A 15,356-nucleotide genomic window follows, 5' to 3' on the forward strand; every position below is an offset into this window, starting at 1 on the left:
GCTCTCCTTTCAGAGCCCGGCTCCCGCGGCGCCGCTCCACCCATAGAGCGGGCCCGGTGCCGGAATGTGCCGGTTGTCGTGTCGTGTGTTCGGTGTTGCCTGGTGAGGCAGGTTGCTCAGAAGGGTGGTTCCTCGGCCTGCGGCGATCCCCACGGATCGGAGCTCTGCTGACGAGAGCCGCCGCCACCCTGGCCGCCGCCGGAGGCCCACGGGTCGTCCCCGCCGCCGCCGTAGCTGCCGCCGCCCTGCTGGCCGCCGCCGTAGCCACCGCCGCCCTGGCCGCGGTCGTTGGATCGACCACCGCCCTGACCGCCGCCGCTGTTGCGGCTGACCCGAGCGGTGGCATAGCGCAGTGCCGGGCCGATCTCGTCGACGTCGATCTCGAAGACCGTGCGCTTCTCACCCTCGCGGGTCTCGTAGCTGCGCGACTTCAGCCGACCCTGGACGATGACCCGCATGCCCTTCTGGAGGGACTCGGCCACGTTCTCCGCGGCCTGCCGCCAGACGGCGCAGTTGAGGAACATCGCCTCGCCGTCGCGCCACTCGTTGGTGTTGCGGTCGAACTGCCGCGGCGTGGAGGCCACGGTGAAGTTCGCGACCGCCGCACCCGACGGGGTGAAGCGGAGCTCCGGGTCGGCGGTGAGATTGCCGACGAGGGTGATGGTGGTTTCGCCTGCCATGTATGTCTCCGTGCGTGAGGATCCGATGCGGGTCGCAGCCTGTCAGAGGACTCCGACAGTTCCGCGACGACTCCGATCTCAGTGCAGGTCGGGGCGGATCACCTTGGTCCGCATGATCTGCTCGTTGATCGTGAACTGGCGGTCCAGCTCCTTCACGTCGGCCGGTTCGGCCGTCAGGTTGATCACCGCGTAGATGCCCTCGGACTTCTTGCGGATCTCGTACGCCAGCCGGCGACGGCCCCAGATGTCCAGGTTGTCCACGGTGCCACCACCACTGGTGATGACCTTCAGGTAGTTCTCGAGCGTCGGCTGGACCGACCGCTCCTCGGTGTCGGGGTCGAAGATGACCATGACCTCGTACGGGCGCATGCGCGAACTCCACCTCCTCTGGTCTCGGCGGCCATGGGTACGTCCCATGGCAGGAGGGCGATGCGATCGGGAGCCGGCTCGGTCGTCGGGACCGACGGCTCCCTGTGGCGCCCGCGGGGCGGACACCAACGCAGAAGGCTACCTGGGCGGGCCGCTCCGACGCGAATCGAGCGGCCGGTTCGGGTGCAGGGCCCGCTCCGCAGATGGGAACTCGCAGCCCTACCGAGACCCACGGACCTAGGATGTGGGCGCGCACAGATCTCAGCACAGGAGCCCAGCAGATGTCCGAGTCCACCCCCGTCACCAGCAGCACCGGCACGACCACGACCGGAACGGGCCGGGTCAAGCGCGGCATGGCCGAGATGCTCAAGGGCGGCGTCATCATGGACGTCGTCACCCCGGAGCAGGCCAAGATCGCCGAGGATGCCGGCGCGGTCGCCGTGATGGCCCTCGAGCGGGTGCCGGCCGACATCCGGGCCCAGGGCGGGGTGTCACGGATGAGCGATCCAGACATGATCGACGGCATCATCGCCGCCGTCTCGATCCCGGTGATGGCCAAGGCGCGGATCGGGCACTTCGTCGAGGCCCAGGTGCTGCAGTCGCTCGGCGTCGACTACGTCGACGAGTCGGAGGTGCTGACCCCAGCCGACTACGCCCACCACATCGACAAGTGGCAGTTCACCGTGCCGTTCGTCTGCGGCGCCACCAACCTCGGCGAGGCGCTGCGGCGGATCACCGAGGGCGCGGCGATGATCCGCTCCAAGGGCGAAGCCGGCACCGGCGACGTGTCCAACGCCACCACCCACATGCGCCAGATCCGGGCCGAGATCCGCCGGCTGACCTCGCTCTCCCCCGACGAGCTGTACGTCGCCGCCAAGGAGCTGCAGGCGCCGTACGAGCTGGTCAAGGAGGTGGCCGAGGCCGGCAAGCTGCCGGTCGTGCTGTTCACCGCCGGCGGCATCGCGACCCCGGCCGACGCCGCGATGATGATGCAGCTCGGCGCCGAGGGCGTGTTCGTCGGCTCGGGCATCTTCAAGTCCGGCAACCCCGAGCAGCGCGCCGCCGCGATCGTCAAGGCGACCACGTTCTTCGACGACCCCGACGTCATCGCGAAGGTGTCGCGCGGGCTCGGCGAGGCCATGGTCGGGATCAACGTCGAGGAGATCCCCGAGCCGCACCGGCTCGCCGAGCGGGGCTGGTGACCACCCGGCCGACGATCGGGGTCCTCGCCCTCCAGGGGGACGTCCGCGAGCACGCGGCCGCGCTGGCCTCGTCTGGTGCCGAGCCGCGGCTGGTGCGCCGGGCGAGCGAGCTGGCCGGGCTGGCCGGGATCGTGATTCCGGGCGGGGAGTCGACCACGATCGACAAGCTGTCTCGAGCCTTCGAGTTGCGCGACCCGCTGGTGGCGGCACTGCGGGGCGGGCTGCCTGCGTACGGCAGCTGCGCCGGGATGATCCTGCTGGCCGACCGGCTGGTGGACGCACCGCCGGACCAGCAGACGTTCGGCGGCCTCGACATCACGGTCAGGCGGAACGCGTTCGGCCGCCAGGTCGACTCCTTCGAGACCGAGCTGGCCACCCCGTGGCTGCCCGGCGGGTCATTCCATGCCGTGTTCATCCGGGCGCCGTGGGTGGAGTCGGCGGGGCCGGCGGTGCAGGTGCTGGCGACCGCACCCGACCCGCACGGCGGACCCGACCACATCGTCGCGGTCCGCCAGGACGGCCTGCTCGCCACCTCGTTCCATCCGGAGGTCGCCGGCGACCCGCGGCTGCACGCCTATTTCCTGGAGCTGGTCGTCGCCGCCGGTCCGCGGCCGGGTTTGGAGTAGATCCTTCGGGTTACTCCCCGAACGATCTGCTCCAATCAGTTGGTCCGCCCGCCGCGTACGCTCGAACGCATGACGCAGGAGTCGCGCTGGGCCCTCGGCGGCGGTCGGGTCCGGTTCCCCGACCTCAGCTCACGGGCGTACGAGCACCCCGCCGACCGGGGCGCACTGGTCGCGCTCCGCGCCATTCCCGGCTTCGACCAGGTGCTCCGCGCGATCTCGGGTGCGATCGGCGACCGCAGCGTGCGCCTGTTCTATCTCGCCTCGTCGGTCCGAGTGTCGCCGCGGCAGTACCCCAAGATCCACCAGCTGGTCGCCGAGTGCGCCACCACACTCGACCTACAACCCGTGCCCGAGCTGTACGTCCAGCGCGACCCGCGCCCGAACGCGATGGCGGTCGGGCTGGACAGGCCGGTGATCGTGGTGACCACCGGAATGCTGGACCTCGTCGACGAGGACGGCCTGCGGTTCGTGGTCGGGCACGAGGTCGGGCACGTGCTGTCCGGGCATGCTGTCTATCAGACGATGTTGCTCCAGCTCATCAACATCGCCACCTCACTCCAGTGGCTGCCGATCGGCGCCTGGGGGCTTCGGGCGATCGTCATGGGCCTGGGCGAGTGGCACCGCAAGGCGGAGTTGACCGGTGACCGGGCCGGGTTGCTGTGTTGTCAGGATCCGCAGGTCGCCTTGCGGGTGCACGCCTCGCTGGCCGGCGCCGAGAATCCCGACGAGATGGACGTGTCGGGCTTCCTCGACCAGGCGAGCGAGTACGAGTCGTCCGGGGATGTCCGCGACTCACTGCTGAAGCTGCTCCAGATCACCGGCCAGACGCATCCGCTGGCCGCCTTGCGCGCCGCCGAGCTGCAGAAGTGGGCCGCCGGGGACGTGTATCGCGCGATCCTCGCTGGCGACTACGCGCGCCGCTCGGCGGACAAGGACGCGCCGCTGTCGGAGGATGTGAAGGCGGCGGCGAACGCGTACAAGCAGACGTTCACCACCTCGGCGGATCCGCTGTTCAAGGTGATCGGCAAGGTGGGTTCGGTCGCAGGCGGGCTGGGCGGGATGGCTGCCGGGCGGGTCCGGGACTGGTGGCAGCAGGGTCCCGGCTCGACGTCCTGAGATGATCGGCGGGTGACCGAGAACCCGGGCGAGCATTCGGCCCCGCCGGCCGCCGGCTCCGAGCAGGCGACAACGAGCCAGGTGCAGCCGGTACAGCCGGTCGAGGATCGGGAGAACGTGGTCAAGGTCTGGCTGCGCCGTCTCGTCATCGCCATCGCCGTCTTGATCGTGGCCGTCGCCGTGTACCTGATCCTGGCCGCGTTCGTACCGCGTGCCTGGGCGCAGTCGATCGGCCGCCAGGCGAACGGCCGGATCAGCACCGGGATCATGCTCGGGCTGATCTACGGCGGCATCTTCACCTTCCTGCCGCTGCTCTTGCTCGCCCAGGTCGGCCGCCGGGCGCTCAGCTGGAAGGTCAAGATCGGTCTGCTGATCGCCGCCGTCGTGCTGGCGATCCCCAACCTGATGACGCTGTCCATCGTGGTCGGCAGCTCGAACGCCGCGCACGACGGGCAGCGGATCCTCAGTGTCCAGGCGCCCGGATTCCGGTACGCGACCCTGTGGGGGGTCGGGCTGGGAGCCCTGATCGGGCTGGCCGTGGTCGCCGTGGTGATCGTCTTCGAGCGCCGAGGTGACGAGCTGAAGCTGCTGCGGGCCCGGGTGACGGACCTGGAGGCCGAGCTCGAGCAGGCGAAGCCGCCGATGCGGACCCTGATTGCCCAGGAGCAGACGGCTCCTGCTCAGATCGCCGACACCTCCCCGCCGGATCCGTCTCCCTGATCGTCGACGCGGCGACTCCGAGCTGAGTCGCCCCCTCGCAGGTTCCACCCGCGGCTGAAAACCGGGGGGACTCCGGGTCCGTTCCGACCTGACATTCCAGCCGCGGCCGGAAACTGGGGGCCTCCGGCTCGAGACCCCACCTCCCTTTCCGCCCGCGGCTGGAAACTGAGGCGCCTCGGGCTGGGTTCTGTCCCGATCTTCCGGCCGGGGCTGGAATTTGGGGCGATCCAGGGTCGGCTCGACCCATCCGGATCGAGGAGCTTCGTAGTCCACCCATGGCGGGAAATTGGGGCGCTTCGGGGCCCGATCCTCCCCGACTTTCCGGCCGCGGCCGGATTTTGGCAAGCGGGGAGGTGGTCGGGTGGACAGGTCGGGGTCGGCGCGCAAGGCGGACGATCGGGGCGGTGTCGGTGGCGCCAGCCGGCGAGGTGGCGGAGACGAGTCCGGGCGCCAGAGGCGAGTCCAGGTGTCGGAGGCGCCGACTAGCCTCGGGACCATGACTGCGTTGGTGATGGGCGGGCACGGCGAGCAGGACGATCCGATCGCGGAGGCCCAGGCTCGCGGGGCCGGGCTGGCCCAGTTCTTCCTCGGCGATCCGCAGGGCTGGAAGGGCCCGAAGGTGGCCTATGCCGGCGGCGCCGCCGGGCTCAAGGCCGATGCGGAGGCGGCGGGCATCGCGCTGTACGTCCACGCGCCGTACGTCCTGAACGTCGCCACCAGCAACAACCGGATCCGGATCCCCAGCCGCAAGCTGCTCCAGCAGACCGTCACCGCCGCCGCCGAGGTCGGGGCGGCCGGAGTCATCGTGCACGGCGGCCACGTGCTGAAGACCGACGACGCCGAGCTGGGATTCGAGAACTGGTTCAAGTGCATCGACCGGCTGGAGATGCCGGTTCCGCTACTGATCGAGAACACCGCCGGCGGCGACAACGCGATGGCCCGGCACCTCGACCGGATCGCCCGGCTGTGGGAGGCGATCGGCGGTGCCGAGGGTGGCGACACGGTCGGCTTCTGCCTGGACACCTGCCACGCGCACGCCGGCGGCGAGGATCTGGTCGGGCTGGTCGACAAGGTCCGCAGCATCACCGGGCGGATCGACCTGATCCACGCCAACGACTCCCGGGACACGTTCGACTCCGGCGCCGACCGGCACGCCAACTTCGGCGCGGGCGAGATCGCGGGCGAAGCGATCGTGGAGACGGTTCGCGAGGCGGGCGTGCCCGTCGTGGTCGAGACGCCGGGCGGGCGCGAGGGTCAGGCGGCCGACCTGGCCTGGCTGCGCGAGCGGCTCGGCTGACGTACCCGCGCGCTGAGCTTGTCGAGCGCTATATAGCAGGCCCTTCGACGGGCTCAGGGCACATGCCCGGGCCCCTCGACCGGCTCAGGGCACACGCCCGGGGGCCGCTCAGGTGGTGCTGCGCCGGACCTGGGCGATGCCGGCCCACATGCCGAGGGCGCAGGTGATCAGGGCGGCCAAGACGGCCAGCGGGATGGACGGATCCGTGAACGATCCGGAGAACAGCGCCCGCTCGGCGTTGACGATGTAGGTGAGCGGGTTGAAGGCGCCGATCACCTGCATCCAGCGCGGGCCCGCCTCGAGCGGCAGCATCATCCCGGACAGGATCAGCAGCGGGAAGAGCAGCGACTGCTGCACTCCCCAGAACAGCCACTCGCTCTTCCGGGCGGCGATGGCCAGCGCGTTCGACAGCGCACCCATACCCACCCCGAACACGCCGAGCAGCAGCAGCCCGGCGATCACCTGCACCGGATACAACACGAACCCGAACGGGATCGAGACGAGCACGATGATCGCCGCCTGGACGACCAGCGGGGCCAGCTCCTTCAGCGACCGGCCGACCAGGATCGCGGACCGGTGGATCGGCGCGGCCAGCGTCCGCTCGTACGACCCCAGGCTGATCTCGTAGAGCAGGTTCGATCCGGTCATCGAGGTGCCGAACAGGCAGATCATCACCACCACGCCGGGCAGGAACCACTGCAGCGGCGACGCACCGTTCAGCACCGTGGGGTCGATCGAGCCGGCCAGCAGCGGCCCGAACAGCCCGAGGAAGACCAGTGGCTGGATCAGCGAGAAGATGATCGAGAACGGGTCGCGCAGGATCAGCGACATCTCCCGGATGAAGACCGCCCGGGTGTCGTGAACCATGGCGGTGATTGCGGGCGCGCTCATGCGGCCCTGCCCTCGACGACCGGCGCGTCCTCGTTGTTCTCGCCCTCGCGCAGGCTGCGTCCGGTCAGGCTGAGGAAGACGTCGTCCAGCGTCGGCACCCGGACGTCCGCCTCGAGCACCTCGATCCCCTCCTGGTCGAGCCGGCGCAGCAGCGGCGGCAGCGCCCGGGTGCCGCCGTCGAACCGGCCCGAGACCACCACCTCGGGCCCGGCGGGCCGAGTCGCGATCTCGTCGCCGGTGTCGGCCATCAGCCGGACCGCCGAATCGACCGCGCCGGGCGCGACCGCTACCGAGATCAGGTCGCCGGCCAGCCGCGCCTTCAACGCCGGCGCGGTGTCGTCGGCGATGATCTCGCCGTGGTCGATGACGAGCACCCGCTCGGCCTGCGCGTCGGCCTCCTCCAGATAGTGCGTGGTCAGCACGATCGTGGTGTTGTGCTCGCTGCGCAGCCGGGCGATGTGCTCCCACAGGTTGGCCCGGTTCTGCGGGTCCATCCCGGTGGACGGCTCGTCCAGGAACAACAGCTCCGGCGAGTGCATCAGCCCCATCGCCACGTCCAGCCGGCGCCGCTGACCACCGGACAGGGTGCTGACCCGGCGCAGTTCCAAGCCGCCCAGGTCGAGGGTGGTGACGAGTTCCTTCATCCGGGTCGCGGCGGCGGCCGAGCTCATCCCGTAGTAGCGGCCCTGCGCCATCATCTCGTCGTGCACCCGGAACTGGTGGCCGGCGCTGGAACCCTGACCGACGTACCCGATCCGGGAGCGGACCCCCGCCGGATCGGTCACGATGCTCCGCCCGGCGACGCTCGCCGAGCCCGAGGTCGGCGGCAGCAGGGTGGTGAGCATCCGTAGCGTGGTCGACTTGCCGGCCCCGTTCGGGCCGAGGAAGGCCACCAGCTCCCCTTCGGCCACGTCGATGTCGATGCCCTTCACAGCCTCGACCGTCTTCCCCTTCTTCGCCGTGAAGGTCCGGGTCAGCTTCTCGGTGTGGATCATCCGCAACCCCATTTCGTACGCCGTACCGAGTTGATCCGACATTACCATACACTGTACGGAAAGGAGGCCAGACGATGACCGCGCCGGAGCAACCACCCGAGAGCACCGCCGAGGGGCGCCGGGTGATCGACCTGCTCTGGAACCCCGAGCCGCCCCCGGGCAGCCGAGGACCACGGCCCCGGCTCACCCTCGGTCAGGTGGTCGAGGCGGGTATCGCGCTGGCCGACGCGGCCGGCCTGACCCAGCTGTCGATGCGGAAGGTCGCCGCCGCACTCGACGTCGGCGCGATGTCGCTCTATACCTACGTCCCCGGCCGCGACGAGCTGGTCGAGCTGATGATCGACACGGTCTACGCCGAGCATGACCGGCCCGCCCCCGGCCTCGGCTGGCGAGACCGGCTCGAGTCGTTCGTCCGAGAGAGCTGGGCGCTGTACCGGCGCCACCCCTGGCTGCTGGATCACAACCAGTCCCGGCTGCCGCTCGGGCCGAACGTGCTCGACGTGGAGGAGAGCCTGTACGCCGCGCTCGCCGCGGCCGGGTTCACCGGCGCCGACACCGTCGCGGCCGCGAACTTCGTCCGCTGGCAGCTGCTCGGCGCGGCCCGGGCGATGATCGGCGACGAGGCGGAGGCGCGCAGCACCGGGGTGTCGTACGAGGCCTACTGGGGTGCCCGCAGCTCGTTCTGGACGACGTACTTCGATTCGGAGCGGTATCCGACGACGACCGCCATCTGGGAGGCCGGCGGGTTCGACGACGCGAGCGCGCTGTCCCTGGACCGGCTGCTCGACCGGCTGCTCGACGCGGTCGACCGGGCCCGATCCGCGACCTGACCGGTCCCGAGCGGTCCCGAGCGTTCCCGAGCGGACCCGAGCCCTCGGTCAGCTCGGCCGCAGCTCCAGCGCCCCGGTCCGGGTGCCCTTGCCGGCGATGCAGCGGTAGACAGTGTCGTGCTCGAACTGCGGCGGGATGGCCATCACCTCCCAGCTGCCGTCGACCTCGACCCCACGCAGCAGCCGGTTCGCGACCGCCCGGGTGCAGGCGGCCTTGACCTCCGGCGCGGCGTTCAGCTGGGACTTGCGCCGCGGCTGCGAGTCGAGCCGAACCGCGGCGAACGTCTGGTAGACGTGCGCCTTCGAGCAGCTCTGGGCGACCGCCTGATAGGGGGAGTCCATGTAGGAGAACACGCTCGTCCAGCACTCCGGCTCGGCCGGACAGAACGCCGGCGCACCGGCCCGAGCCGTGCAGTCGACGAATCCGGTCGGCAGCGCGGTCGGCGCCGACGCGGGCGACGTCCGAGCCGCCGCACGACCGGTGGACGAGCCCGGTGCGGCCGTGCCGGCCGGGGTCGCCGCGCTGCGGGCCGGGTTCGTCGCACCGCGCGGCGGCGTCGCGGCGCCCGAGCCGGGCGTGCGGCCGGCGACCAGCCAGGCCGCCATCACCCCGAGTACGATCACGCCGACGGCGGCCAGCACGACCCAGTTGCGCTGCCGGGCGCCCGGCTGGTCCCGACCGCCCGGAACCGTCGCCGATGCGGTCCCCACCGGGGCGGCATCGGCCGCCCGCCCTGCGCCGGCCAGCCGCTCGGCGAACTCCGCCGCCGTCGGCCGGTCCGCGGGGTCGTCCGCCAGCCCGGCCAGCAGGACATCCATCAGCGCGGGAGTCACGTCGGCCACCCGCTCGATCGGCTCGCCGCGCCGGGCCGCGATCTCCGCGGGCGTCGGCACTCCCGGCTCGTTCCAGTGCGGCGAGTGCGCGGCCATCAGCGCATACAGGGTCGCGGCCAGTGCATAGACGTCGCCGGCCTCGGTCGCCGGCTCGCCGGCCAGCACCTCCGGTGGTGCGTACGCCGGGGTCAGCGCCTCCAGCGCCTCCGTCGGCGGCGCGTCGGGCTCGGGCAGCGCGGCCAGTCCGAAGTCGGCCAGGCCGGCCTGGCCGTACGCGTCGATCAGGATGTTCGCCGGTTTGACGTCGCGATGGATCACGCCGCGGGCGTGGGCCGCCGCCAACGCCCCGGCGATCCGGGTGCCGACCTCCACCACAGCCGCCTCGCTCGGGCGCCCCTCCCGCTTCACCCAGGTGTTCAGCGACCCGCCGGGGCACAACTCCATCACCAGATACGGCCGGTCGTCGGGCAGGATCCCGGCGTCGTGCACCGTGACGATCCCGGCGTGTCCCGACATCCGGCCGGCCGCGCCGGCCTCGCGCAGGAACCGCTGCCGCTCGCTCTCGGTGTCCAGCCGGCGCTCGTCGACCTTCACCGCGACCAGCCGGTTCAGGGTCGCCTGCCGAGCCTGCCAGACCATCGCGAAGCCGCCCCGGGCAAGCGGGTGCCACTCCGTCAGTCCCGCGATGTCGGGCGGTCTGGTCCCCACCTGATCCAACATAGGCGCCTCCGGCCGAGGTGTGGGACCCTCGACCGGGATCGCGCGACCCTAATAGGGTCCTGCACTGTGACTCGCAGTGTGTACGTCGCCTCCGCCGAGGGCCAGACCGGCAAGTCGGCCGTGGCCCTGGGTTTGCTCGACGCGTTTGTCCGGGAGGTCGGGTCGGTCGGGATCTTCCGGCCGCTGATCCACGCCGGGTTCGACTACATCGCCGACATGCTGATCACCCAGCCGGGCATCGACCAGACATTGGAGGAGACCGCCGGAGTCTCCTACGACCTCGCTCGGGACAACGCCGACGAGGCGATGCACATGATCGTGGAGCGGTTCGGGCAGCTCAGCGATCGCTACGACGTGGTGCTCGTGGTCGGGTCGGACTACACCGACGTCACCACCGGGACCGAGATGTCCTTCAACGCCCGGATCGCGGCGAACCTCGGCTCGCCCGTCGTTCTGGTCGTCCACGGCCGGGAACGGACCCCCGAGCAGATCCGGGCCGCGGCCGACGCCGCGCTGAACGAGCTCACCGCCCAGCACGCGCAGCCAGTCGCGGTGATCGCGAACCGGGTCGATCCCGACCAGCTGGCCGTGACTCGGCAGGCCCTGAGCGACCTGCCCGACAAGCTGGTGGCCGCGCTGCCGGAGAGCCCGATCCTGTCCGCGCCGACTTTCGCCGGGCTGATGGACGCGGCGCAGGCCGAGCTCGTGCTCGGCAACAAGTCCTGGCTGGACCGCGAGGCGCTCGGCCTGATCGTCGCGGCGATGAGCCTGCCGAACGTGCTGGCCCGGCTGACGCCGGACGTCGCGGTGGTCGCCCCCAGTGATCGGACGGACCTGATCCCGGGGCTGATGCTGGCCCACCAGTCGGGCACGTTCCCGTCGCTGGCGGGCATCATCCTGACCGGCGGGTACGAGATCCCGGAGACCATCCGCCGGCTCAGCGAGGGCGTGGAGCAGGATCTGCCGATCGCGCTGACCGACGACGGGACGTTCCGGACCGCGGAGCGGCTGTCCCGGGTCCGCGGCCCGATGACCAGCAAATCGACCAAGAAGATCGAGACCGCCCGGCGGCTGTTCGCCGAGGGCGTGGACGCCGAGGCACTGCTGTCTGCGGTCGATCTGCCGACTTCGGGCGTCACAACTCCGCTCATGTTCGAGTACCAGTTGATGGAGCGGGCCCGCTCGGACCGCAAGCACATCGTGCTGCCGGAGTCGACCGACGACCGGATCCTCGAGGCGGCCTCGATCCTGCTCCGCCGCGGCGTCGCCGACCTCACCCTGCTCGGCGAGGAGAACCGGACCCGGGCCCGGGCCTCCGCCCTCGGCCTGGACATCGACAGCGCACCGGTGGTCTCGACCTCCAACCCGGAGCTGCTCGAGCGGTTCGCCGCCGCGTACGCCCAGGCGCGGGCGCACAAGGGGATGACCGTCGAGCGGGCCCGGGAGGTGATGACCGACGTCTCCTACTTCGGCACGATGATGGTCCACCTCGGGCTGGCCGACGGGATGGTCTCCGGCGCCGCCAACACCACCGCCCACACCATCCGCCCGGCGCTGGAGTTCGTGAGGACCAAGCCCGGCGTCAGCACCGTGTCCAGCGTGTTCTTGATGTGCCTGGCCGACCGCGTGCTCGTCTACGGCGACTGCGCCGTCGTGCCCGATCCGACCGCCGAGCAGCTCGCCGACATCGCGTCCTCGTCGGCCGAGACCGCGGCCCAGTTCGGAATCGACCCGCGGGTGGCGATGCTGTCCTATTCCACCGGGTCCTCCGGGTCGGGCGCCGACGTGGAGAAGGTGCGGGCGGCCACCGCCCTGGTCGCGCAGCGCCGCCCCGACCTGCTGCTGGAGGGCCCGATCCAGTACGACGCCGCGGTGGATCTGGACGTGGCCCGGACGAAGCTGCCCGACTCGCGGGTGGCCGGCCGGGCGACCGTGTTCATCTTCCCCGACCTGAACACCGGTAACAACACCTACAAGGCGGTCCAGCGCAGCGCCCACGCGGTGGCCATCGGTCCGGTGCTGCAGGGTCTGCGCAAGCCGGTGAACGACCTGTCTCGCGGCGCGCTGGTGGAGGACATCGTGAACACGGTGGCGATCACCGCCGTCCAAGCGCAGGCCCTGACGAAGGGAGCGGCGGCGTGAACGCCCAGGCGAACGGCCCGGTGCTGGTGATCAACGCCGGATCCTCCTCGTTGAAATACCAGCTGCTGGTGCCCGGGACCGGCGAGGTGTGGGCGAAGGGCATCGTCGAGCGGATCGGCGAGACACCGGAGCAGGGCGAGGCGGTCGCCGACCACGGCGCGGCGATCCAGGTGATGCGCCGCCAGATCGCGGACGCGGGCATCGTGCTGGAGGACGCGGGCATCGTCGCGGTCGGCCATCGGGTGGTCCACGGCGGCCCCGACTTCAGCGACCCGGTGCTCATCGACGACGCCGTGGTGGCTGCGATCGAAGACCTGGTGCCGCTGGCGCCGCTGCACAACCCGGGCGCGATCGCCGGCATCCGGGCCGCGCGGACCCGCTTCGCCGACGTACCGCACGTGGCCGTGTTCGACACCGCCTTCTTCGCCACCCTGCCGACCGCGGCGCGGACGTACGCCATCCCGCGCGAGCTGGCCGAACGGCACCGGATCCGCCGCTACGGCTTCCACGGGACGTCCCACCGGTACGTGTCCCGGGCCGCGGCGGACTTCCTCGGCCGCGACGTCGGCTCGCTGAACCAGATCGTGCTGCACCTGGGCAACGGGGCCTCGATCTCGGCCATCCGCGGCGGGGTCGCGGTGGACACGTCGATGGGCCTCACCCCGCTGGAGGGCCTGGTGATGGGGACCCGGTCCGGCGACGTGGACCCCGGGCTGCACCTGTTCTTCCACTACCAGCTGGGGATGAGCGTGGAGCAGATCGACACCACGCTGAACAAGCTGTCCGGGATGAAGGGGCTGTGCGGGGAGAACGACTTCCGCCAGATCGAGGCGCGGATGGACGCCGGCGACGAGCACGCGGCGCTGGCGTTCGACGTCTACATCCATCGGCTGAAGCACTACGTCGGGTCCTACCTCGCCGTGCTCGGTTCGGTCGACGTGATCAGCTTCACCGCCGGCGTGGGCGAGAACACGGTGCCGGTCCGGGCGGCCGCGCTGGCCGGGCTCGAGGGACTCGGCATCGCCGTCGACGCAGAGCGCAACGCGGTCCGCTCGAAGGAGGCGCGGGTGATCTCCACCGACGACTCCCCTACCACGGTCCTGGTGGTGCCGACGAACGAAGAACTCGACATCGCCCGTCAGGCCGCCGCCCTGATCGCCTGACCTAGGGTCTTCCCATGCCGACAGCTCTGGTGACCGGCGGAACCTCGGGGATCGGGGCCGCGTTCGCGCGCGCTCTCGCGGCCCGCGGCGACGATCTGATCCTCGTCGCCCGCGACGCGGAGCGGCTGGGCAGTGCGGCGGACGAGCTCGCCCAGCGCTACGGCGTCCGGGTGGAGACGCTGCCGGCCGACCTCGCCGCCCCCGACGATGTGGCACGGGTGGCCGAGCGGATCGCCAGCACGGACGCGCCCGTCGACACGCTGGTGAACAACGCGGGCTTCGGCATGCGGGTCAGGCTGGCCGATGCCGACCTCGCCCCGCACGACCACGGTATCGACGTGATGATCCGCGCGGTGCTGCATCTCGGCGGAGCCGCGGCCCGGGCCATGCGTGAGCGCGGTCGCGGGACCATCATCAACGTCGGGAGCACCGCGGGCCTCATCACGCTCGGCAACTACTCCGCGATCAAGGCGTGGGTTTCGGTCTACAGCGAGAGCCTCGCCGTCGAGCTGGCCGGCACCGGCGTCCAGGTGACGGTGCTGTGCCCCGGCTGGGTTCGGACGGAGTTCCACCACCGCGCCAAGGTGAACGCCTCGGCGATCCCGGAGTCGCTCTGGCTGGATGCCGACGAGGTCGTCGCCGACACCCTGGCCGACGTGGCCAAGGGCAAGATCGTGTCGATCCCGTCGCGGCGATACAAGGTGCTCACCTTCCTGCTCCGCCATGCTCCCCGCGCGGCGGTCCACGCCGTCTCGGCGAAGATCAATTCCTCCCGCCACTGAGGGCTCACCCACAGTCCTCCCGGCCGTCGACGTCGGATCCGGGGCCCGAGCCCGGCGGGTCTGCCTCGCCCGCCCGCACGATGGCGACCAACTTCGCGCGGGTAACCCACTCCGCGCGTCGAGCTAGTCGCGCGAACAAGGTCGAACCCGCGCGAAGACGATCCGGGGACCGGCTGCGGCGGGACCCGACGGGCGCGTTAACACAGTGTGAATCGGGGAAAACGCCACCCCGGTACTAGGGTGGGGCTCGTGCCGAGTCGTAGCCGCTTCACCTCGCCGGTGCATGCCGGGGCTCGCTTCGTCGCCCAGCGGCTGATCCTCAAGCCGGTCGTCTGGCGGCTGACCACGGTCACGGTGCTCGGCCGCGAGCAGCTCGCCGACCTCCAGGCACCCTTCGTCGTGGTCTCCAACCACTCCAGCCATCTCGACGCCCCGCTGATCCTCGGCGCGCTGCCGCGCAAGCTGGCGCGCTACGTCGCCGCCGGCGCCGCCGCCGATTACTTCTTCGACGTCTGGTGGCGCAAGGGGCTCACCTCGCTGTTCTTCAACGCCTTCCCGGTCGACCGCACCGGCCTGCGCGGGCGCAAGGGGATGGCCACCAGCCTGCTCGACGACGGCGTACCGCTGCTGCTCTTTCCCGAGGGCACCCGCAGCAAGACCGGCGAGCTCGCGCCGTTCAAGCCGGGCGCGGCGGCGCTCTGCATCAGTCGCGACGTCCCCTGCGTGCCGGTGGCAATCGTCGGTGCGCACGAGGCGATGCCGCGCGACACCGGCTGGCCGGGCAAGGGCCGGCCACCGGTCTACGTCACCTTCGGCGAGCCGATGCATCCCGACGACGGCGAGACGCCGATGGAGTTCTCGGACAGAATTGCCAAGGAGGTAGTCGGCTTGGTCGACTACACCACGACGTACCGCGAACTGCATCCGCACGTACGATCGCGTCGACGCTCAGTGGAAAGCTGAGTCTTCCAGCGGCCGAAGGACGAACG

At 71.0% G+C, this 15,356-nt stretch carries 15 protein-coding genes; 10 read left to right on the forward strand and 5 right to left on the reverse strand.

Annotated features, from left to right (window positions below):
* Positions 1-116: 116 nt before the first annotated feature.
* Both ABD747_RS17445 and rpsF read right to left on the reverse strand, forming a co-directional pair.
* Positions 117-680, reverse strand: coding sequence for a single-stranded DNA-binding protein (locus ABD747_RS17445; protein WP_344806908.1), 564 nt, complete (start codon positions 678-680; stop codon positions 117-119).
* A 78-nt stretch (positions 681-758) separates the two neighbouring features.
* On the reverse strand, positions 759-1,049 hold the full coding sequence (rpsF, locus tag ABD747_RS17450; RefSeq protein WP_344806910.1) for a 30S ribosomal protein S6: 291 nt from the start codon (positions 1,047-1,049) through the stop codon (positions 759-761).
* 281 nt (positions 1,050-1,330) lie between these two features.
* Between rpsF and pdxS the strand changes: the two genes are divergently transcribed.
* The 5 genes from pdxS (at position 1,331) to ABD747_RS17475 (ending at position 6,010) form a co-directional block, all read left to right on the forward strand.
* Entirely contained in the window at positions 1,331-2,251 is a 921-nt protein-coding gene (gene pdxS, locus ABD747_RS17455; protein ID WP_344806912.1) for a pyridoxal 5'-phosphate synthase lyase subunit PdxS, read from the forward strand.
* A complete protein-coding gene (gene pdxT, locus ABD747_RS17460) occupies positions 2,248-2,877 on the forward strand; it encodes a pyridoxal 5'-phosphate synthase glutaminase subunit PdxT (protein WP_344806914.1) in 630 nt (209 codons plus the stop codon). Before pdxS ends, pdxT begins: the two co-directional genes overlap by 4 nt.
* Before the next feature lie 69 nt (positions 2,878-2,946).
* Positions 2,947-3,993: a M48 family metallopeptidase gene (locus ABD747_RS17465; RefSeq protein ID WP_344806916.1), complete on the forward strand. Its 1,047-nt coding sequence runs from the start codon at positions 2,947-2,949 to the stop codon at positions 3,991-3,993.
* 12 nt (positions 3,994-4,005) lie between these two features.
* Complete coding sequence (locus ABD747_RS17470) at positions 4,006-4,713, forward strand: hypothetical protein (RefSeq protein WP_344806918.1); 708 nt, start codon at positions 4,006-4,008, stop codon at positions 4,711-4,713.
* A gap of 496 nt (positions 4,714-5,209) precedes the next feature.
* Positions 5,210-6,010: a deoxyribonuclease IV gene (locus tag ABD747_RS17475; RefSeq protein WP_344806920.1), complete on the forward strand. Its 801-nt coding sequence runs from the start codon at positions 5,210-5,212 to the stop codon at positions 6,008-6,010.
* A 108-nt stretch (positions 6,011-6,118) separates the two neighbouring features.
* Here the strand turns inward: ABD747_RS17475 and ABD747_RS17480 are convergent, their stop codons facing one another.
* Together ABD747_RS17480 and ABD747_RS17485 are read right to left on the reverse strand one after the other, a co-directional pair.
* Positions 6,119-6,901 carry an ABC transporter permease gene (locus tag ABD747_RS17480; protein WP_344806922.1) on the reverse strand — a complete coding sequence of 261 codons (783 nt, stop codon included), beginning with the start codon at positions 6,899-6,901 and terminating at the stop codon, positions 6,119-6,121.
* Positions 6,898-7,938: an ATP-binding cassette domain-containing protein gene (locus tag ABD747_RS17485; RefSeq protein WP_344806924.1), complete on the reverse strand. Its 1,041-nt coding sequence runs from the start codon at positions 7,936-7,938 to the stop codon at positions 6,898-6,900. The genes ABD747_RS17480 and ABD747_RS17485 overlap by 4 nt, the downstream gene beginning before the upstream one ends.
* A 32-nt stretch (positions 7,939-7,970) precedes the next feature.
* Between ABD747_RS17485 and ABD747_RS17490 the strand changes: the two genes are divergently transcribed.
* A complete protein-coding gene (locus tag ABD747_RS17490; RefSeq protein ID WP_344806926.1) occupies positions 7,971-8,726 on the forward strand; it encodes a TetR/AcrR family transcriptional regulator in 756 nt (251 codons plus the stop codon).
* 48 nt (positions 8,727-8,774) lie between these two features.
* On the opposite strand, the gene ABD747_RS17495 is transcribed toward ABD747_RS17490, so the two are convergent.
* Positions 8,775-10,268 (reverse strand): serine/threonine-protein kinase, encoded by a 1,494-nt coding sequence (locus ABD747_RS17495; RefSeq protein ID WP_344806928.1) that lies wholly within the window; start codon positions 10,266-10,268, stop codon positions 8,775-8,777.
* Positions 10,269-10,346: 78 nt separating this feature from the next.
* On the opposite strand from ABD747_RS17495, the gene pta reads away from it, so the two are divergent.
* The 4 genes from pta (at position 10,347) to ABD747_RS17515 (ending at position 15,330) form a co-directional block, all read left to right on the forward strand.
* Positions 10,347-12,422, forward strand: coding sequence for a phosphate acetyltransferase (pta, locus tag ABD747_RS17500; RefSeq protein WP_344806930.1), 2,076 nt, complete (start codon positions 10,347-10,349; stop codon positions 12,420-12,422).
* Positions 12,419-13,585: an acetate kinase gene (locus tag ABD747_RS17505; RefSeq protein ID WP_344806932.1), complete on the forward strand. Its 1,167-nt coding sequence runs from the start codon at positions 12,419-12,421 to the stop codon at positions 13,583-13,585. Before pta ends, ABD747_RS17505 begins: the two co-directional genes overlap by 4 nt.
* Positions 13,586-13,599: 14 nt before the next feature.
* Positions 13,600-14,367 carry an SDR family NAD(P)-dependent oxidoreductase gene (locus ABD747_RS17510; protein ID WP_344806934.1) on the forward strand — a complete coding sequence of 256 codons (768 nt, stop codon included), beginning with the start codon at positions 13,600-13,602 and terminating at the stop codon, positions 14,365-14,367.
* A gap of 249 nt (positions 14,368-14,616) precedes the next feature.
* The gene (locus ABD747_RS17515) at positions 14,617-15,330 is read left to right on the forward strand and encodes a lysophospholipid acyltransferase family protein (RefSeq protein WP_344806936.1); all 714 of its coding nucleotides are present in this window, start codon (positions 14,617-14,619) and stop codon (positions 15,328-15,330) included.
* Positions 15,331-15,356 lie beyond the last annotated feature (26 nt).

Origin of the sequence: Microlunatus ginsengisoli, from assembly GCF_039537205.1 — a bacterium.
GTDB lineage: Bacteria > Actinomycetota > Actinomycetes > Propionibacteriales > Propionibacteriaceae > Microlunatus > Microlunatus ginsengisoli.